Origin of the sequence: Myxococcus virescens (assembly GCF_900101905.1) — a bacterium.
Lineage (GTDB): Bacteria > Myxococcota > Myxococcia > Myxococcales > Myxococcaceae > Myxococcus > Myxococcus virescens.
Genome location: NZ_FNAJ01000030.1, coordinates 1 through 18,008, shown reverse-complemented (window position 1 = coordinate 18,008; position 18,008 = coordinate 1). Strand labels below are relative to the sequence as shown.

Annotated in this window: 16 protein-coding genes; 8 read left to right on the top strand and 8 right to left on the bottom strand. The window is 67.8% G+C overall.

Annotation, left to right across the window (positions count from 1 at the left end; translation table 11 throughout):
- Positions 1–197: 197 nt before the first annotated feature.
- The 5 genes from BLU09_RS36965 to BLU09_RS36945 form a co-directional block, all read right to left on the bottom strand.
- On the bottom strand, positions 198–3,404 hold the full coding sequence (locus tag BLU09_RS36965) for a hypothetical protein (protein WP_090495849.1): 3,207 nt from the start codon (positions 3,402–3,404) through the stop codon (positions 198–200).
- Between the two features lie 26 nt (positions 3,405–3,430).
- On the bottom strand, positions 3,431–4,948 hold the full coding sequence (locus BLU09_RS36960) for a DEAD/DEAH box helicase (protein ID WP_090495848.1): 1,518 nt from the start codon (positions 4,946–4,948) through the stop codon (positions 3,431–3,433).
- Positions 4,949–5,035: 87 nt separating this feature from the next.
- Complete coding sequence (locus BLU09_RS36955; protein ID WP_090495847.1) at positions 5,036–5,770, bottom strand: hypothetical protein; 735 nt, start codon at positions 5,768–5,770, stop codon at positions 5,036–5,038.
- 5 nt (positions 5,771–5,775) lie between these two features.
- Positions 5,776–6,114, bottom strand: coding sequence for a hypothetical protein (locus tag BLU09_RS36950; RefSeq protein ID WP_090495846.1), 339 nt, complete (start codon positions 6,112–6,114; stop codon positions 5,776–5,778).
- A gap of 155 nt (positions 6,115–6,269) precedes the next feature.
- Positions 6,270–7,079: an RNA polymerase subunit sigma-70 gene (locus BLU09_RS36945; RefSeq protein WP_090495845.1), complete on the bottom strand. Its 810-nt coding sequence runs from the start codon at positions 7,077–7,079 to the stop codon at positions 6,270–6,272.
- Between the two features lie 1,619 nt (positions 7,080–8,698).
- Between BLU09_RS36945 and BLU09_RS36940 the strand changes: the two genes are divergently transcribed.
- The 6 genes from BLU09_RS36940 to BLU09_RS36915 all read left to right on the top strand — a co-directional run bounded on the left by BLU09_RS36940 (position 8,699) and on the right by BLU09_RS36915 (position 13,380).
- Positions 8,699–9,298, top strand: a complete 600-nt coding sequence (locus BLU09_RS36940; protein ID WP_090495844.1) for a hypothetical protein — start codon at positions 8,699–8,701, stop codon at positions 9,296–9,298.
- A gap of 131 nt (positions 9,299–9,429) precedes the next feature.
- Positions 9,430–10,605, top strand: a complete 1,176-nt coding sequence (locus BLU09_RS36935) for a RecB family exonuclease (protein WP_090495843.1) — start codon at positions 9,430–9,432, stop codon at positions 10,603–10,605.
- On the top strand, positions 10,606–11,265 hold the full coding sequence (locus BLU09_RS36930) for a 3'-5' exonuclease (protein WP_090495842.1): 660 nt from the start codon (positions 10,606–10,608) through the stop codon (positions 11,263–11,265). It begins immediately after the preceding gene.
- 68 nt (positions 11,266–11,333) lie between these two features.
- Entirely contained in the window at positions 11,334–11,600 is a 267-nt protein-coding gene (locus BLU09_RS36925) for a hypothetical protein (protein WP_244172385.1), read from the top strand.
- Positions 11,576–12,406, top strand: coding sequence for a hypothetical protein (locus BLU09_RS36920; protein WP_090495840.1), 831 nt, complete (start codon positions 11,576–11,578; stop codon positions 12,404–12,406). The genes BLU09_RS36925 and BLU09_RS36920 overlap by 25 nt, the downstream gene beginning before the upstream one ends.
- 8 nt (positions 12,407–12,414) lie before the next feature.
- Complete coding sequence (locus tag BLU09_RS36915; protein WP_090495839.1) at positions 12,415–13,380, top strand: AT hook motif domain protein; 966 nt, start codon at positions 12,415–12,417, stop codon at positions 13,378–13,380.
- Between the two features lie 1,048 nt (positions 13,381–14,428).
- Here BLU09_RS36915 and BLU09_RS36910 read toward each other — a convergent pair.
- Positions 14,429–15,043 carry a tyrosine-type recombinase/integrase gene (locus BLU09_RS36910; protein WP_090495838.1) on the bottom strand — a complete coding sequence of 205 codons (615 nt, stop codon included), beginning with the start codon at positions 15,041–15,043 and terminating at the stop codon, positions 14,429–14,431.
- 141 nt (positions 15,044–15,184) lie between these two features.
- Here BLU09_RS36910 and BLU09_RS36905 point away from each other — a divergent pair, with 141 nt between their 5' ends.
- Entirely contained in the window at positions 15,185–16,006 is an 822-nt protein-coding gene (locus BLU09_RS36905) for a BRO-N domain-containing protein (RefSeq protein ID WP_090495837.1), read from the top strand.
- Between the two features lie 127 nt (positions 16,007–16,133).
- Here BLU09_RS36905 and BLU09_RS39120 read toward each other — a convergent pair whose 3' ends face one another.
- Positions 16,134–16,427, bottom strand: a complete 294-nt coding sequence (locus BLU09_RS39120; RefSeq protein WP_186818044.1) for a hypothetical protein — start codon at positions 16,425–16,427, stop codon at positions 16,134–16,136.
- Between the two features lie 482 nt (positions 16,428–16,909).
- Here BLU09_RS39120 and BLU09_RS39115 point away from each other — a divergent pair, with 482 nt between their 5' ends.
- Positions 16,910–17,452 (top strand): phage terminase large subunit family protein, encoded by a 543-nt coding sequence (locus tag BLU09_RS39115; RefSeq protein WP_244172381.1) that lies wholly within the window; start codon positions 16,910–16,912, stop codon positions 17,450–17,452.
- A gap of 236 nt (positions 17,453–17,688) precedes the next feature.
- Here BLU09_RS39115 and BLU09_RS36890 read toward each other — a convergent pair.
- The coding region (locus BLU09_RS36890) for a transposase (RefSeq protein WP_341865200.1) at positions 17,689–18,008 on the bottom strand (320 nt) is incomplete at its 5' end.

The following is an 18,008-nucleotide window of genomic DNA, read 5'->3' as shown; positions in this document are numbered from 1 at the left end:
GGCGCGAGAGCGTCACCCAATTCAGCCACTCCCCTTGCCGCCATACCAGCCGCCGCCCCTGGTGAAGCAGGGGGGCCAGCGGCTCCATCTCCGACGCGAGACGTTGAAGAAACTCCGTCCACAGCTTGCTACGCGACAGCCTTGTCATGACTCCACCTCAAGAATGGGTCTCCACCCAAACGCCTGCTTGTCACCACTCACTCAGGACGCCCTTCCTCCGCGTAGCTGTAGCCATGGCCGCGCCACCCACGGCTTGCCTCCTCGACGTGCGAGAAGTCGTCCGCGGAGATGAAGGGCACCTTCGCGACGTCAATCACCAGGGCGCACCTGCGCAGGGACTTGCCGGCGAAGCAGACGCGCTCGCTGGGGGAAACGACGTACCCTCCGGCGCGGTGGTTTTCGTGAATGAGGCGTCGCAGCGCCTTCGTGTCCACCAACTCTCCCCGGTAGTCGGTGCGCTTGCAGTACATCCGGAAGGCGTCGTAGGCGGACTCCAGGTGGACGCACAGTCGCCCCTCGACGAAGGCGTAATGCACGCGGTGCTTCAGCTCGCCCTGAATCGCCATGACGGACAGCTTCTGGATGAAGACGTCGAGGGCGTTTCGCACGCCCTCCTCTTCCTCAAGGACGTCCTTCAACACGGCGTCCACGGCCTCACGGGCGCCCAAGTCGGCGGGCAACGGGTAGCCGCACTCCTCGGCGAACTGCTCGAAGAGGTGAATGCCCAGCAGCATGGCCGTCACGTTGTCGGCGACGCGCGGAGGCACCTGCCGCCCCTTCATGAAGTCGTCCGCGACGGTGCGGGCCAGGCGGTAGTCCGCGTCGAAGTCCCGCCCCAGGCAGAATTGAATGTAGCGAGGGGCGAAGAGGGCCAGGCGGACAGACGTCACCTCACGGAAGGCCGCCCGGTATGCCGGCTGCTGCACCGTCGCCTTCTCCGGGCTGACGGGGAGAATGCGCTCCACGAGGGCCGCCTCCGTGGGCCGCGTCTCTCCGCAGACACACAGCGGGGCCTGCAGGCGGTATGTGGACACCGTCAAGTCCGGCCGGCCCCGCTCCTCCGTCTCTCCGCGGTAGAGGCGCCGCATGTAGCGGTGCACCAGGTGGAGGCGCGGCGGCGGCATGTCATGGGGCTTGTACTCGTCCAGCACCACCGGCACGGAGCGCGTCGAGGACAGCAGCTTCACGAGGGCGAATTCCGTCTCCGTCACGCTGTAGGCGTCCGAGGCCGGTACGCCGGCCAGCGGCCAGAAGACTTCCGTGCAGGTGCTGGACTTGCCGCTGCCTTGCGTCCCGTACGAGAAGAGAATGGGGAAGGAGCCCACCTTCTCCAAGAGGCGTGGCTTCAGCGGCGTGGCGAAAAACCAGCCCAGCATGGGCAGCACCACCTGCGGCGTGTTGATTCGCGGCAGGTACTCGAAAACCGTGCGCGCCACGTCGTGGAAGCTGTCGTCGTCCGTGGCCTCGTAGCGGACGCGCGACTCGAGTGACGCCCCATTGGGCAGGTACGCCACGGGCGACGGAGAGAGGAAACCCTCCTTCCCAATGGTGCATCCGGGTGCCACCCACACGTGGTGCGCCCCCTGTTTGAAGTCCCCCAGGACGCTGGTGCCCGGCAGTCGCGGCACCGCACGCCGCGCCACCACGCGTAGCAGGCCCTGCACGTTGTTGTCTGTCCCCGTCCACTGCGTGTGGATGGAGGGCAGGTGGTGCAGCAGCTCCTTGCGCGAGTTGAAGGCACGCCTCGGCAGCCGCGCCCCTTCCACGCTGGTGCCCTTGTCCGTGCGGACGTCTCCGAGGAATACCTCCCCCTCCTCAGTCTCTACGAGGGCCCGTGGGGTGAAGGTGAAGGAGGAAATCGCCTTCGCATCTCCCCGCTGCGTCACCGTGTAGTAGCAGTACGCGTCCTCGTACACCTCGCCGTCGATGGTGTCGTCGCCGCTGCTGCCCTTTCCGCCTCCCTTGGAGTCCGCTCCCTCTGCGCCCTCTGCCGCTGCTGAAGTGCGCACGGCGCGGGCCATGGACAGCCGCAGCTTCTGCGCGGGCAAGCCCGTGCGCACCTCCAGCAGGCCCAGGTACTTCTCCTGCGCGGACGGAGGACGGTGGGCGATGGCCTCCAGAATCGGCTTGAGGCGGTACTCCACGTCCTGGGCCGGTACCGTGGCCAGGCGATCCACAGCCGCCTCGATGTCGAAGACGACTTCGTAGAGTTCGCAGCGCACGTCCGGCTCGCGGTTGACGCGGCAGTAGCCCATGCCCTGGAGGGAGTGGCAGGGCGGCGCCACGCCGCCATCCTCGCGGGCGGTGGCCATCACCTTCTCGTAGGCCTTGCGGATGTAGCCGACTCCGTCCCGGCCCTTCAACTTCCCCAGGCCGCGCCTGTCGTACTCGAGGACAAGCTCGGTGATTTCATCGAGGCCGAGCTGCTTGTGCGCGAAGAAGCGCACCATGTTGAAGATGGCGACGCTCCGGTCCTCCGCCCCCTCCTGCCACAAGCGCAGCACCGGGCCGCACATCTCCACCGGCTGCGCCCAGTCGTATTCCCCCGTCTCCGTCCGGCGGGCCTTCACCATCCCCTGCGGCGCCGAGGTGGAGGCCGCCAGCGGCAGCGCCACCTGAGCCGGACGCGCCAGGTTCGCCACCGGCGGCTGCACCGGCGCTTTCAGCAGGCGCTCCAGGAGTCCTGCGTCTTCCACGCGCTCGAAGCCGGCCAGCGCCCGAGCTGCTCGGTGGGGCCGCTCCGCAGTCCCAGCTCCCTTCCGGGCGACAGTGCCCGCCACCTTGATGATGCGGGCCACGTCGTGGATGGAGTCCACGCGCACGCGCTCGGAGGCGAAGCGGGCACGGAACTCGGCCTCGAAGGACTTCAGCCCCGCCTGCACTCGCTCGTGGCTCTCGCCCTCCAGAGACTGCGGCGGCAGGGCGAACCAGAGCTGCGCCCCGTTGCCGCTCATCATCAGCCGCGGCCGGACAAGCCCCTGCGCCTCACACCAGGCCGCGGCGGCTTCCGCCGCCTGGAGCGTCAGTGAGAGCTCGTCCTCGGTGCTGGCAGTGTCCTTGGGGCGCACCGGGTCCAGGTCCACCACCGTGGCCGTCACCACCTCGATGTCCTTGCTGCCCGCCCCACTTCGCAACGGGCGCAGGACGTTGGGGGCCAGCTCCAGCAGGCGCCGAGGGCGCGGCTGTATGCCCACGTACACGTTGCCGGCGGCGTTGGCCTCGACGCAGGCCGCGACGAAGGACTCCTCGTCGTCGAAGAAGCCCAGGCCGACGATGCCACCACCACCTGGGCGGATGACACGGACTTCGCTGACGCCGTGTGGTGCGTGCGCGAGCCACTGCCGCGTGGCGCGGATGGCGTCGGGGTTGGGAGTGATTGGAGTGGTGTCAGAAGGTGTCGTCATCGAAGGTGTTCACTCTCTGAAGCGGATCAATGTGCGTTGGCTGCGCTAGCCACTCCCAGTACCGTGGCGTACTGCTCGCGGCGCTTCACGTGGTGGCGCCGCAAGAGCGGCACCTTCCTGTCGAGGAAGTCGATGAGGACAGCGCTCTTCTTCTCCGGATGAGGACGCATCAGGCGTCCGAGGCGCTGGACTGTGCGTCCCTTGGCGCGGCCGGGGTACGTCACGAAGACGCGCGAGAGGCGCGGCAAGTCCAACCCCTCATCCGCCAAGCTGGTGGCCACGAGGACGCGGACGCGCCCGGCGCGGGCCTTGTCCAGGAGGGCCTTGCGCTCCTCGCGCGGCACCGCGCTCGTCAGCGCTGCGGCGGGAATACCCGTGGCCGACAGCCGCTGGGCTAGCAGTTCGCAATGGTCCACCCGTCCCGTGAGGACGAGGCACAGGTGGCCTGCCCATGCTTCGCGGGCAACGGCGCCAAGGACGAGGTCATTGCGAGCCTTGTCCTCCACCAGCGCCCCCAGCATGGGCGCGTAGTCCGCGGAGCCGACGTAGGGGTACTCGAAGGCCGTCTCCACAACGCGCACTTCCGGAACCACCAGCACCCCGCGCGCGACAAGGTCCCCGTGCTTCACCACGGCCAGAGGTGCCCCCAGGAAGAAGCGCAATAGGGGTGTCAGCCCGTCCTCCCGCTCGGGAGTCGCCGTCAGGCCCAGTCGGTAGCGCGCCGGGCAACGGTCCACGATTCGATGAAAGGCGCTGGCGGCAATGTGGTGGGCCTCGTCGAGGACGAGCAAGCCGAAGCGGCTGAGGAAGGCGTCGAGCTTCGCGTCCTTCCACCGGGTGATGGATTGGACGACGGCCACAGTGACGGCCCGCACCGCCTCTTCCCCGGCGCCCACGAGGCCCGCCTCCAGGCCCAGGTGCGCGCGAATGTGCTCACGCCACTGCTCGGCCAGGTCCACTGTGTGCACGAGGACGAGTGTCGGCGTGCGGAGCCGCGCCATGGCACCTACCGCCAGGACGCTCTTCCCAGCGCCGCACGGCAGGACTGCTGTCCCCTGCGTGGCCTTCACCAGCCGCTCGACAGCATCGGCCTGATAATCGCGCAACGGCACCGTGGGCATCGACGGCAGGCGCTCCACCGGCAGCGCGCGCACGTCCTCGAAGGCAAGGGCGAGTCCGGCCTCCTGCGTGACTTTGCGCAAGACGTGAATCGCTCCGCGCGGCAGCCGAATCTCCCGGCCCAACTGCTTGAGGAAGTACAGCGACTGGGGCTCATCTCCAGGGCGCTTCTTCAGCCGCACCAGCTTCCAGTACGCAGGGTTGGGCAGGCTGAGCGCACTCAGCAGGCCCTCCAGCACCTTCGGCGGTACCTCACTCGCGGAGAGGCTCAAACCGGAGTCCACTCGCACCCGCAGAGGCCGCAAGCCCGTGGCCGTGCCCGCGTTGCGCGCAGGCGCCGACGGCGCGGCCCCCACGCTGGAGTCCTGGGTGCGAGAGACAACACGTCCCCCGTCCCCGCGCATTTCGGAGAAGTCTTCCACCATTCTTGTCTTCCTCAGAGAAGCGCGTCGGGGGCTCGCAACAGGCCCCCTTCGCGCAGGGCTACGGCAACTAGCTTCAGCGGGGCGTGCTCACGGCCCGAAGGGGTCCACGTCCGCGACACTCTCCGCGGAGTATTCGGCGACGAGGGAGTCGACGAAGGCGCGCGCCAGCTCGCCCTTCGACGCCGGGATGTCCCGGATGCGCTGGACGGCGAACTTCTGGAGGAAGCGGTCCACCGCCTCGCGCGGCAGCGCCTTCAGCGCGGTGGCCATGGCCTGCGCGAGCTTCACGTCGATGGGCTCACTCGCCTTCGCACTGGGAGCGCTCGCGGGCGACGCGCCACTCGCCGCGCCAGCCGCCTCCGCCGCGTACAGCTTCGGCAAGTCGTGCTGCTGCAACGACTGGAAGGCCGCCATCTCCTCTGTGGTGAGCTGCCGGTCCGGGAGGATGGAGTACGTCGTCTTCGTGTCCTTGGCCGCGCCCCTCCGCTTCACCTCGAAGGCCCACTTCTCCAGCCCGTACTTCGCCCGGAGCTCCATCAGCGTGTTGAAGAAGGTGACGGCCTGCTCCATCACCTTCACCTCGCGCGTCTCGTAGACGGCGACGTTGAGGGCCACGCGCAGCGAGGGCTTTTGCCCCTGGGCCTTCAGCGTCTCGTCGAAGGGGACGAACTTGTTGTCGACGAAAACCACCTCGCGCGGGTGCGGCTCCCCGAGGAAGACGACGACGGCGGTGTCACCGTCATTCGCCAGCTTCAGCCAGGCGCCGCCCTGCTGCTCATGCTGCTTGGCCATCGCGGCCGTCTGCTCCCACATGTTGGCCATGTGCTTCACTCCTCCTTCTGGCAATGGGTATGGGTGGGGCGCTCGCGCCGGTACACCGAGAACAACTCGGTGCCGTCCTCGGTGGAGCCAGCCGCCTCGATGTTGAAGTCCGCCTCGGCGTCCACCACATGCTGAAACTCCCAGCGGCGGAAGAGGCCCGGCATGCGGACGTAGTCATTGGCCTGCGCCCCAGCGCACTCGCAGCAGAGGCACGCGCGGCGCTCCTCCGCTTCTGGCCTTGAGTCGCCCCGGCTCACCACGTGGTGGCGGTGTCCGTCGATGCGAGCGAAGAAGCGCACGTGTGTTTCATCGTGCTCGAAGTTGTTTCGCGCGGCTGTCTTCATTCAGTCCTTCCAAGTGGTAGGCAATACAGGTGCGTTGCTGTCCGCCGAGGCGGGCAGGGTGTCTCGAAGCAGGATTGGATTGGGGCGCGAGGCGGCCCCGTTACTCCCTCAAAGCCAGGCGGCGCGCGGCGGGGACATGCGATTCGCGTCCCCCGTCAGCCGCCCTCACTCGCTGCCCTCTGGGCTGTTTCAGAATCCACAAACTCTAAAAAGCACCCCCACCCGCCGATTTGGGACAGGAATTCTTTTTCGGGGATTTTTTTCTTCATTTTCCGCAGGCGCGCCAGGGCCCGCTGGACACGCTTGCGCGCCGCCGCAGGCGCAAGCCCGAAGCTCGCTCCGGCCTCGGCGTAGTCCTCCTCGCGAAGAAGGACGGACACCACCAGGTCGGTGTCCTCGCCCGTCAACGGGAGGAGCCGTGCGCGCAGCTCTTCCACCTCGGCGTTGAAGGAGCGGGCCCGAGGCATGAATGGGGCGTGCCACGGCCCCGAGGGCACTGCGGCGTCTGCTTGGGCCAGTGTCCCAAGGCGCACGCGTTGGCGTTGCGCCTGCAACTCCTTGTGCCAGCCCTTGAGGACATCGCGCTCCGTACCCAGCACGAGTGCTGCTGCCACCCGGTGGACGCGGGACAAGTTGACGCGCGCCACGAGCCCCATGAAGGACGCCGCAATCGAGGAGACCACCTCTTCAGGCGCACTCTCCATTCGCCTGAGACATCGGCGATACACGCTGTCCAGCCCCGGCCAGAGGCCCAGCCACAGCAACGCCACGAAGGCGTTAGCCGCGGCGCCCATCTGCACCAGCATGACGAGGCCCGCGAGTAAGCCATCCTTGACGTGAGACTCACCCTCGCGCGCAGTGAGAAATGTAACAAGGGACTCCGGCTCCTCGAAGCCAGAGAGCGCCTCCCAGTTGCGCCACAGCACACGATAGGCGCGCCGCGCCTCGGCCGTCCGAATGGACACGCCGAGGTCCTCGTGAAGTCTGTTCCAGCATCTACGCACAGGCGCACATCGTCCCAGCCCAGCGCTCAGCAAGGGCCAGCGGAATGGGGAAGCATGGTGAGTCCCACAGGAGAAGCGACGTCAGCGTCCAGCAGCTCCCGTATTCGTGGGAGCGCCAGGACGCTGTGGGGACTCAGTCGGGATTCGGCCAGACGCGGCACAGGCCCAAATCAGCGGCCAGTGGCTCCGCGACAGCAACGAGCGAGCCATATTGAGACTATCGGGGCGACCGCAGGGGCAATAGGAGCAGGACAAGGCAGCCCCCACGCGTCGGCATGAAGCCGGGCGACGACTTGGACACCCAACCCCACCGACAGCACCAGGCCGGCCGCGATTGCTCCGCACATCTCGCTGAATCCAGAATTCACGGCGCCTTCTCCACAACCCTCAATACCACCGCGTTGATACATGCCCGCCCACTACGGACGAGACGTCGAAACCTGAGCGCGACAAGCCCGACAACGCGCACAAACGCAGTACCGGCGTCGCCATACCGGGGGCATTCACACGTCCCTTCCACGGGATGCAGCTCACCTGCACCACGCAGCCTTCGAGCATTGGCATACACAGTCAAACGCGAATTAGACGCCATGCCGACACACCCCGATTCTCGGGCGAAGGCGCTGTCACGCGAAAAAGTCGGCTGCTTCAGCGTCGGGGACATGCGAGCGCCGTTTGCGACTTTCATGCCGAGGCGACACCGCCCAGGGCGCCCTCTACACGGGAGGGAGAAGTTCCAACGGCTCCATCCGCCATCCACGCAGGCAGAGACGCGCCGTCCATGACTCAGGACGCGCACTCCGTGAAACACAATCCTCTCACAGCTCAATCACACCCACCGCGAAGGGGTGCGGCGCTTCCGTCGGCCCTCACAGGTGGATGACGGCCTAGCAAGCCCCAGGAAACGCCGAGAGCCCTCTTCCCAGGGGAAGGGCGCCCCCTGCCCCTTTCTCGTGCCTGGAGGCCGTTTCCGGCCGTTCTAAGGCCATCCCCAGGCCACGCCACTCCCGCGAATCGTCTCAATCCCCCTCACTCACTCCCGCGATTCGTCAGTCCGGCCAAGGCACTTCACATTCCGCAGCAGTACTTTTACTCAAAGTTTCAGAGGTGGCAGGGGTGGCAGAGGGGTGGCAGTACCACCTGCCACCTTTTTCTTCTTTCTTTTCAAGAACTTATCTCTTGGTGGCAGTGGTGGCAGTCTTTTTTCAGGTACCCCTACGTGACGCGCGCGCATATTTGAATGGCACTATTCAATAGGGGGCCGAAGTTTCACTTCCCCTAGGGTGTATTACCCAAAAAAACACTGCCACCATTGCCACCACTGCCACTCCGTTGATTTCACTGGGGAATTTCGTGGCAGTCTTTCAAAAAGTGCCTGCCACCGGCTGCCACCTCTCTGCCACCCGGTGACGGCATGTCCCCGAAATCGCGCCGGAGGCCTTTGTTCTGCCTTATGGCCGCGTGTCACTCGCCCTCGGAAAATCAAAAAAGAAATCGGGCAAAAAGATTTCTTGTCCCAAATCGAAGAGATGGGGTGCTTTTAGGATGTATCGGCAAACACGCGCCGCCGACTTCCGCGCATGGCCCTTACACACCTCCTCCAGCCAACCCCCGCGCAGCAACGTCCGTCCGGCGTGACGTGCGAGGCCTACGTCCGCGGCGAGGGCAAGCACTGCCTGCACTACCGGCCTGGCGGTGGCTGCACCTTGCCTGGCGTGGGCACCTGCACCGAGTGGCTGAAGGTGAATCGGCAGGCACGGCCTCATCGTGACGTAGCCGCGCCGCCCGCCCCCATGCCTCCAGCGAAGTCCGCTCCGGTTGCGGTGGACTTGTTCGGGCAGCCACTGCCCGAGGCAGGCTCGAAGAAGCTCGCCCCGACGCCCGCCTCCAAGCCCGCGCCGCCAGCTCCGTCTCCCGATGTGAAGGAGCTGGACGCGGAGGCCCTGCGCGGCCTCACCGACGAGGACATCGCCAGCTTCAAGGCCCTCAACGCCGAGGTGTGCTTCCGCTCCGAGACCTACGGCGAAGTGTGGCTCGTCCCCGACTACACCGGCCAGGCCCGAAAGGAGCTCACCCCCGAGCATGCCGCCACGCTGGTACGCGTCCTGTCTGCCTTCCCTGGCTCGCGCGTCATGTCGTTCGAGAAGCGGCAAGCCTCCGCAGACGAGGTGTCGCCATGAGCGTGCCCTGCGCCTGTGAAACACACGCAGCGGGCCATGCTGCCCGCCCCCTTCGACTTGATGTGTCTCTCGAAAAGAGCGTGATGACTGTCTCGCGACACGCCCGCCGCACCGGCCCGGAGGCCCACGTCATGAGCGCCCTGCGAAACCAGCATTTGTCATACAGCCGGCTGAGCCGCTTCGAGGCCTGCCCGCTGTCCTACAAGCTCCACTACCTCGACAAGCACACCGCCGAGCCCGGTGTCCCCCTGAGCTTCGGCAAGGCACTGCACACCGTCCTTGAGCGGCTCCTCCAGGAAGTCATCGACACCGAGTACGTGGGCCGTCTCTCCGAGGAGCGCACCCTCCAGCTCTACCGTGAAGAGTGGGCCGCCTCGGGCCTGTCTGGCCTGGACCTCTTCCAGCAGGGCCTCGGCATCCTCCTGGACTTCGTCCGCCAGCAGGGCCGCGTGGACGCCCGCGACATCCTCGCCGTGGAGAAGGAGTTCCGGTTGCCGGTAGGCCCATTCACCGTCCTGGGCTTCATTGACCGGGTCGACTGGGTGGACGACGAGACAGTCCACGTCATGGACTACAAGTCCAACCACCAGCTCTTCACCCGCGAGGAGCTGGACTCCAGCCTCCAGCTCAGCCTCTACGCCCTCGCCGCGCGTCGCATGTGGCCTTGGGCCAAGACGGTGCGCCTCTCCATGTGGATGCTCCGCCACGGCATCCGGCAGGAGACGACGCGCACCGAGGAGCAGTTGGAAGCCGCCCTCGCCTACGTCGAGACGCTGGGCCAGCAGATGGAGAAGGCGGAGTCCTTCCCCGCCCGCCTCAACCCCAACTGCGTGTACTGCGACCACCGCCGCACCTGCCCCGCCTACGCCCGGGCGCTGACGGGCCAGCGCGGAGTCGTCTGTGAGGACACGTCGGACTTGGAGTCCGTCGCCCGCGAGCGCCAGGAAGTCGCCCACCTCGCGAAGATTCTCGGCGCGCGCAAGGCGGAGCTGGAGGGCGTCCTCCGCGCCCACCTCGCCGAGCAGGACGAACTCGTCCTCGCCGGCACGCGCTACCGCATGTTCAACACCACCAGCCTCGACTACCCGCTGGAGCCCACCGTCGCGGTGCTGGCCCGGGCCACCGGCCTCCCCCGTGAGGAGCTGCTGCAGCGCCTCGCCAGCGTCGAGAAGAAGGCCCTCGACGCGCTGCTGAAGGACACGGGCAAGCGCCTGGGCACCGCGCGCGTCGCGCTGCTGAAGGCCGAGCTGGACTCCCTCGCCGCCAAACACCACTCGCCCCGCTTCTGGGCCAAAGAGGTTGCATAGATGCTGCCCGCTCACCCTGATTCCGACACCACCCCTGTCTCTGCGCTCCCTCCGCCTCTCTTCCCGAGCATCCCGCAGCACCTGCGGACGCTCGCCTTCATTGACTTGGAGACGACAGGCCTGGACGCCTCCCGGCACGAGGTGCTGGAGGTGGCCATCCTCCGCGTCGACGCTCGCAGCCTCAAGGTGCTGGCGGAGTACGAGGCCCGCGTGAAGCCCACCCGGCTGGCCGATGCCGACCCCAAGGCCCTGGCCGTGTGCGGCTACTCCGACGCGGAGTGGCGGAACGCGCTGCCCCTGGAGGAAGCCCTCGCCACGGTGACGCCGCTCCTGGCGGGCACCCTCGTGGCCGGCCACAACACCAGCTTCGACTGGGGCTTCCTCACCGAGGGCTACCGCCGTACCGAGCTGGCCCTGCCCGGAGTCGACTACCACCGCCTCGACACCGCCAGTCTCGCGTGGCCGCTGCTCGCCACGGGCGAGGTGGAGTCCCTCTCCCTCAACGCCCTGGCGAAGCGCTTCGGCCTCCACCGCCCCACGCCTCACCGCGCCATGGCGGACGCTCGCTGCGCGCTGGAGGTGGCCCGCTGCCTCGCGGTGCGCATGGCCCGGGGTGGCCACATGGAGCGGCTGATGGAGGAGTCGGGAGGTGTCTCGTGAGTGGCGCGTCCTCCCGTCGCAAGGGTGCAGATTTTGAGAGAGCCCTCGTCCACCGCTTCCGCGAGGCCATGCCCGAGGCCCTCATCCGCCGCGGCCTTCAGTACCGCACCGGCCAGGAGGTGTCCGACGTCGAGGTGCCGTGCTTCTGGGTCGAGGCTAAGGCCCACCAGCGCGCCAACGTCCGAGAAGCCATGCGACAGGCGGTGGAGACGTGCCCGCCGGGCCGCTGGCCGCTGGCCGTGTGCAAGGACGACGGGCAGCCGCCCCTCGTCACCATGCCGCTGGACGACTTCCTAGAGTTGGTGCGCGAGTGGTGGGAGGCCCGTCCCCGGTGAGTGACTTCTTCGGCCAGCTCCTGGGCCTGCTGCGTGTGGAGGCGCTCGCCCCTCGGCACCAGGCCGTCTTCGCGGCTGCGCGCACACGGCAGCCGACCTTCGCGCGCCATGCCACGCTCGAATCGGTGCTGGCCGCGCTGGGTGACGCGCGCGAGGAGACGTACCCGGAGCGCGAAGCCCTCACCCGGGCGCTGGTGGCCGAAATCCAGGCCTCCTCCAGCCCGGCGTGGAGGGCGTCCCTCGCCTCCGCCTACGCCCCCATGCTGACGCGTCTGCGCCGCCGCATCATCGGCAACGCGGTACCTCGCGAAGACCTCGACCAGCTCGTCCTCGCCACCTTCCTCTCCGTCGCGCGCGCCTTCCCACTCTCTCGCTGGCGAGACTGGACTGCCGCCCGCCTGCGCCAGCAGACGGCGCGAGAGGTGTTCCGCCAGCTTCGCAAGGAGCGCGCGGAACAGCACGAGACGTACACGCAGGCGCAGCTCGCCGAGTGGCTGCCCGACTCACGCCCCACCGCGCCAGTGGAGCGCGTCAGGCGGCCCAGTGTCCGCCGCAGCTTCGTGAAGCGCGACGCCGTGCTGGTACACCTCGCCCGGGCCACACTGCCTCGCAGCGACGTCGAAGTCCTCATGGCCACCGTCGTCCGGCGCGAGAAGCTGCGCGCCTACGTCAGCCGCCTCGTCGAGGGCGACGCCACCGAGGCCGAGCGGACGTACCAGCGGCTGAAGCGCCAGCGCACGCGGCTGATGCAGCGCCTGCGCACCCAGGACGTGGACGCCGCAGCACAGCCCCCCGGAGGCAGCTGAGGGAAGGCATGGCCCAGAAGAAGCCCCTCAAGAAGCTGGGGCGCCCCACCAAGGCCGAAGGCCCTCGGCTGCCTCATGACGAGGTGGACAGGCTCCTCGTGGAAGGCGAGGAGGTGCCCACCACGCGGGGCCGTGTGAAGCGGCGATTCCCCTCGCTGCGCGAGCTGGCCGAGCGCTTCGGTGTCGCGCACAGCGCCGTCGCCAGGTACGCCCAGCAGCACGACTGCCTCGGCCGCCGCAAGCGCCTCCTCGCGGGGCAGCCTCCACCCGAGGTGGTGGAGCCTCCCGAGACGCCACCGACGCCACCGCCCGCGAAGCGCAAGACGGGCCGCCCCCGCAAGTCCGAGGAGCCCGCGCTTCCGCGCCAGGAGCTGGACCGCGCCCTCGTCTTCGGCGACGTGAAGACGCTTCCCGACGGCTCCACCATGACGTCCTACGCCTCGTACCGCGAGCTGGCCGAGCGCTTCGGTGTCGCCACCTCCCTCGTCGCCAACTACGCGAAGGAGCACAACTGCCTGCGACGCCGCGAGGAGGCCAAGACGCGCATCGCCACCAAGGCGGACCAGAAGCTCATCGAGCTGCGCGCCAACGCCATCGCCGTCAGCAAGGATGACGCGCTAAAGATGATTGACGGCTACCTCCTCGGCTTCGAGGAAGCACTCTCCGAGGGGCGCGTGCGCGTCGACAACCCCACCGACTTCAACACCATGGTGAGGCTCAAGGAGTTTGTCATGGGCGGCGCCGACTCCCGCCAGGAGCTGCACGCCAGCTTCTCGCTGGAGGGCCTCCAGGCGCGGCACGCCCAGGCACTGCGCGCCGCGCGGGAGACGACGCCCGCCGAGCGCGGCGAGGTGGATGCGGAAGTGGTGGAGAGCAGCAACGAGAACCTCGACACAGCCGCCCCGGAAAGCCCCAAGGACGACGCCCTCGTGGCGCCTCCCACGGACGTCGCAGCCCCCGCCGACCCCGTCTGAGAGCGCCCGCCGGTAAGTGAACGCGGACACTTTCGCGTTCAGTTTCGCCGTTCACTTTCGCCGCGCCAGGCCTGGCCTGGTCACTTTCCCCGTGGAGCTCCTGCCTGGCGCGCGGATGCACACGCCTGGCCCCACAGGCTTCGTAGTTTCGCGAGGTTAGGGCGGACAGCCTCCAGGTGCTCGAGCGCCGCGGTATCGCTCCGGGCCACAATTCGGGCCCGGAAGCACACTCCGTCCAGCGGGCCGGACGCGAGCGCGCCGTTCACTTCCACGGCCCGTTTGCCCCCTCCCCGCTGAAGCCCCGCTGGCCGCCGCGTGGGCCACCTTCGCCGCGCCCCCGGTTAGCCTCGCGCGCCGCGCCTGTCGCCGCGTGGCGCCCCTTTCGTGCGCGCGTGTCCCCCAGCGCTTCGGGCCGCAGGCCTTTGTCCTTCTCGTGAGCCCCACGACTCCGAGCCAAGCCCTCCGCGCCCCCGCACACCGCCCCGCGCGCACCTGGGCGCGCGTGCCGTTACCAGGGCCGAGCCGAATGGCCGAAAATAGGTAAAGGCGGCCATTCGGCGTCATCGCCCCCACGCTGTTTCGCGCGCTTACGGGGTCTCGTGAGGCGCCGAAGCGCCGAGGCCGATTGCCGCTTTCCGCTGGTTGGCGCCGCCTGCCGCCCACCCTCACGGCCCAGCTCGTCCCCAGTCACCTTCACCGCCTGCTCCGGCCGGGCGCAACCATGCCTACGAATGACGCCAGCACGCCTACCCCGCCTACCCCTGACGCCAGGGTGGGGGGTGGTGCGATTTTTCGTGGGGCCGGCGCTGCCGGAGCATGTATCTGGGGCCCTTTTCGAGAGGGTCACCCCCGAAAAAGTGAACACCCCTCCCCTGTTCATTTGCGCTCGGTAAGTGAACGCCTCGCGCTGTTCACTTTCGCCGGCTGCGCCTGCGCATGGGGCGGTCCGCACGGGCCCCGAGCACGGCCGCCCCTCACCGCCTCCGCGCGGCACCCCGGCCCAACCAGGGGCTCTCGCGGGCGCTCAGCGCGGAAGCGGCATGCCCCGTCAGCAGGGCAAATCGTTCGTCACGCGCACCAGCTCGTCGTCCGAGGGGTGCGTGTAGATGACGGTGGAGTCGACGCTTCGCTGCCTCGCGAACTTCTGGGTGAGGCGGATGTCCTTCGTCCTCCGGTACACCCCCGTGCACGCGGTGTGGCGCACGGCGTGGAAGTTCAGGTGCCGCTCCAGCCCCGCGCGCTCCTGCCACACCGCGAAGCCGTGGCGCACCTGCCGCGTCGACAGGCGCAGGCCCTTGCGGCTCAGGAAGAGCGGCGCCTGGGGCCCCACGTCGTGTCCCTGCGAGCGCTTCAGGCGCAGCAGCTTCTCCAGCTTCGCGAGCACCGTGTCCGAGAGGACGACTTCCTGGGGGCCCGGGTGCCGGCGGCTGCCCTTGAAGACGGTCAGCGTCACGTGCCGGCGTGCGCGCCCGCGCTCGTCGAAGACGTCGCCGATGTTGAGGGCCACAAGCTCGTGCTCGCGCAGGCCCGAAGCCAGCGCGAGGCTGTAGAGGCAGTGGTCCCTGAATCCATCCTTGTGCAACCCCGTGGCGCGCAGCAGGAGCGCCACCTCCTTCTCCGTGAGGGTGCGGGGTGCGCGGGCGACAGCAGCATAGGCAGACATGGCGGCTCCTTCGTGAAGAGGACGCGGCCATACGCGCTCTGCCGCCCCAACAAGACAAGTCTTTAGCCACGCAGCCCATTGAGTCTTCGCCGGGGCCGCGAGCGGCCCTGGCCATCCCCCAGCCTCAAGAAAGGAAGGACTGTGAATCAGCTTGTTGCATTTGACTTCGAGTCGCACCACGTCCGCATCGTCCCCGACGTACACGGGGAGCCCTGGTTCGTCGCCAAGGACGTCGCGGCGGCCCTTGAATACCGCATGGCCAGCGACATGACGCGCATGCTCGCAGACGATGAGAAGGGGTACGCAAACGTGCGTACCCCCGGAGGAGAACAGGAGGTGTCCATCATCAGCGAGCCGGGGCTGTATCGAGCCACCTTCGCGTCCAGACCCCAGAGTGACGAGAAGGCCGAAAAGGTGGAGCGATTCCGCCGTTGGGTAACCCACACGGTGTTGCCCTCCATCCGCAAGACGGGCAGCTACACGGCGCCAGGCGCACCGTCACCACAGCCACTCCCAGCGATGCCCCCACCGCTCCAAGTCCAGGTGCTGGCCCACCTGGAAGTGGCCAGGACGCTCGCCTCCTTCGTTCCAGGCCTCAAGCCGGAGCTGGCAGCGGCCTGCGCGCTCGATGCCATCCACCAAGACACGGGGCTGACGATGGAGCCCCATCGCAGGGGGCTGCCGTCCGCCGCCGAGCCACCCGCGCGGCTCAACGCCACACAGCTCGGCCAGAAGCTGGGGCTGTCCGCCCGGAAGATGAACCTCCGCCTGGCAGCATGCAGCCTCCAGCGGCGCAACGAGCGGGAGGAGTGGGAGCTGACGGACGCGGGCCGGGAGTACGCCGAGGCCGTCCCCTTCAGCCGCAACGGCCATTCCGCCTACCAGCTCCTCTGGCGACCCGAGGTGCTCGGCGTCCTGGAGGATGCAGCTCGCTCCTCGGCGATTTCCGTCGGCCTCGGTTGAAGGAGGACACCGTGACACTCGGCATCGTCAAGCGCACCGAGGATGACCTCACCCACTGGCTCGCCACCGAGTCCGGCTTCATCAGCGGCCTGTGCCACTACGACAGCGAGCCAGTGGTGCTGGAGCCCTACCAGCAGGCACTGCTGGACAACCGCTCCCGCTTCCGCTGGGTGGCGAAGAGCCGGCAGGTGGGATTCTCCTTCCTCTTCGCGTTGGAAGCCCTCGCCCGCTGCCACCTGCGCGACGGCCACACGGCGGTGTTCGTCTCGTACAACCTTTCGGACGCGGTGGAGAAGGTCCTCATCGCCCGGCAGGTGTACGAGGAGCTGCCGACAGCCTTCCAGAAGAAGCTCGTGACGGATGCGAAGACGGAGCTGGCCTTCGAGTCCAACGCCAAGGGCCGGCGCCTCTCGCGCATCATCTCAGTGCCCTCGAAGCCACCTCGCGGCAAGCGCGGCGACGCGTACCTCGACGAGCTTGCCCATTACGTGAACGACCGCGAGGTCTACACGGGCAGCACCGCGCTCATCCTCCGCTCCCACGGGCAACTGACGGGCTGCAGCACTCCACTGGGCCGGCGCGGCATCTTCTGGGAAATCGCCTCGCAGGAGCTGCGCAAGTACCCGCACCACACCCGGCAGCACGTGCCTTGGTGGCTGTGCCGCTTCTTCTCGCTCGACGTGCGGCGCGCTTCGGTGGAGGCCCCGCTCATGGCCACCGAGGAGCGCGTCGCGCGCTTCGGGCGCCCCGTCCTCACTGAGCAGTTCGACTCCCTGCCGCAGGAGGACTTCCAGCAGGAGTTCGAATGCCTTTTACGTCGACGAGTCCTACAGCTTCCTCCCCTACGAGCTCATCCTCCCGTGCACCACCGACGAACTGCCACTGGCTCAGGACGCTTCCGACGTGCCCGTGCCCCAGGGGCGCCTGGTCGCGGGCTTCGACGTGGGCCGCACGAGAGACCGCTCGGAGCTGGCCGTCTTCGAGGAGGTGGAGGGCCGCTTCACCTGCCGCATGCTGCGCAGCTTCGAAGGTGTCCCCTTCGCGGAGCAGGAGGGATACCTCCGCCGCCTCCTCTCCGTCCTGCCCGTGGCGCGCCTCAGCGTCGACCGCAGCGGCATCGGAATGAATCTCGCGGAGAACCTCGCCCGCGATTTCCCCCAGGTGGTGGAGGAGAACTTCACCAACGAGGCCAAGGAGCGCTGGGCGACTGACTTCAAGATTCTCCTCCAGCGCCGTGACATCACGCTGCCGCGCCAGCGTGAACTTGTCGGGCAGATTCACTCCATCAAGCGGCGCGTGCTGCCCTCGGGGAAGGTGTCCTTCGACGCCGAGCGAACCAACCGCGGGCACGCGGATAAGTTCTGGGCCGTCGCCCTGGCGTGCCAGCGCGAACGAGGACCCGAGCGACGCGGTACCGGGGAGATTGGGGTGCGGGTGATTGGCTGAAGCCACGTCTGGTGAATGCGTGTGCCGCAAGTAGGAGGTGATGAGCGCCGCCTACGCGAGGGAGTGGTGCTCCGCTGAGAGTTTGTCGTGGCTGGTGTTAATGGCGCCTTCAACGACGGCACGCTAACGGCCGAGCACGGAGCCGAACCCGCAGTTGCCCCGCTTCCACGGCGCTCCCGCACGTCACGTGGGCCGTAAAACCAGATAGCCAGCATGTGCATCAGGACTAAGAGCTTCTAACAAATGTGAGGGTAGAGGCTGCGCAGGAGGATGACGCAGCAACTGAGGACGAGGAAGCCGAAGTGAACGTCGGCCCTGCGCTCGTCGCGGACGCGGAGTCGGCGGAACTGGTTCTTCCAGGCCTGCGTGCGCTCCGCCACCCAGCGGTGCCGGCCCAGCCGCTCCTTGGACTCCACTCCAGGACGAGCAATACGTGGGGCGATTCCGCGCCTGCGCAGCCCTCGCCGGTTCTTCTTGGAGGCGTAGGCCTTGTCACCATGAGCCTTCATCGGTCGAAAGCGTCGCTGTCCCGAGGGAGTCTTCACCGGAGGTATTG

What these genes read in the sequence shown, in the direction of transcription:
- BLU09_RS36965 (WP_090495849.1), bottom strand. Translation starts at nt 3,404, where the DNA reads ATGACGACACCTTCTGACACCACTCCAATCACTCCCAACCCCGACGCC.
- BLU09_RS36960 (WP_090495848.1), bottom strand. Translation starts at nt 4,948, where the DNA reads ATGGTGGAAGACTTCTCCGAAATGCGCGGGGACGGGGGACGTGTTGTC.
- BLU09_RS36955 (WP_090495847.1), bottom strand. Translation starts at nt 5,770, where the DNA reads ATGGCCAACATGTGGGAGCAGACGGCCGCGATGGCCAAGCAGCATGAG.
- BLU09_RS36950 (WP_090495846.1), bottom strand. Translation starts at nt 6,114, where the DNA reads ATGAAGACAGCCGCGCGAAACAACTTCGAGCACGATGAAACACACGTG.
- BLU09_RS36940 (WP_090495844.1), top strand. Translation starts at nt 8,699, where the DNA reads ATGGCCCTTACACACCTCCTCCAGCCAACCCCCGCGCAGCAACGTCCG.
- BLU09_RS36935 (WP_090495843.1), top strand. Translation starts at nt 9,430, where the DNA reads ATGAGCGCCCTGCGAAACCAGCATTTGTCATACAGCCGGCTGAGCCGC.
- BLU09_RS36930 (WP_090495842.1), top strand. Translation starts at nt 10,606, where the DNA reads ATGCTGCCCGCTCACCCTGATTCCGACACCACCCCTGTCTCTGCGCTC.
- BLU09_RS36925 (WP_244172385.1), top strand. Translation starts at nt 11,334, where the DNA reads ATGCCCGAGGCCCTCATCCGCCGCGGCCTTCAGTACCGCACCGGCCAG.
- BLU09_RS36915 (WP_090495839.1), top strand. Translation starts at nt 12,415, where the DNA reads ATGGCCCAGAAGAAGCCCCTCAAGAAGCTGGGGCGCCCCACCAAGGCC.
- BLU09_RS36910 (WP_090495838.1), bottom strand. Translation starts at nt 15,043, where the DNA reads ATGTCTGCCTATGCTGCTGTCGCCCGCGCACCCCGCACCCTCACGGAG.
- BLU09_RS39120 (WP_186818044.1), bottom strand. Translation starts at nt 16,427, where the DNA reads ATGATGCGCGAGAGGCGCCGGCCCTTGGCGTTGGACTCGAAGGCCAGC.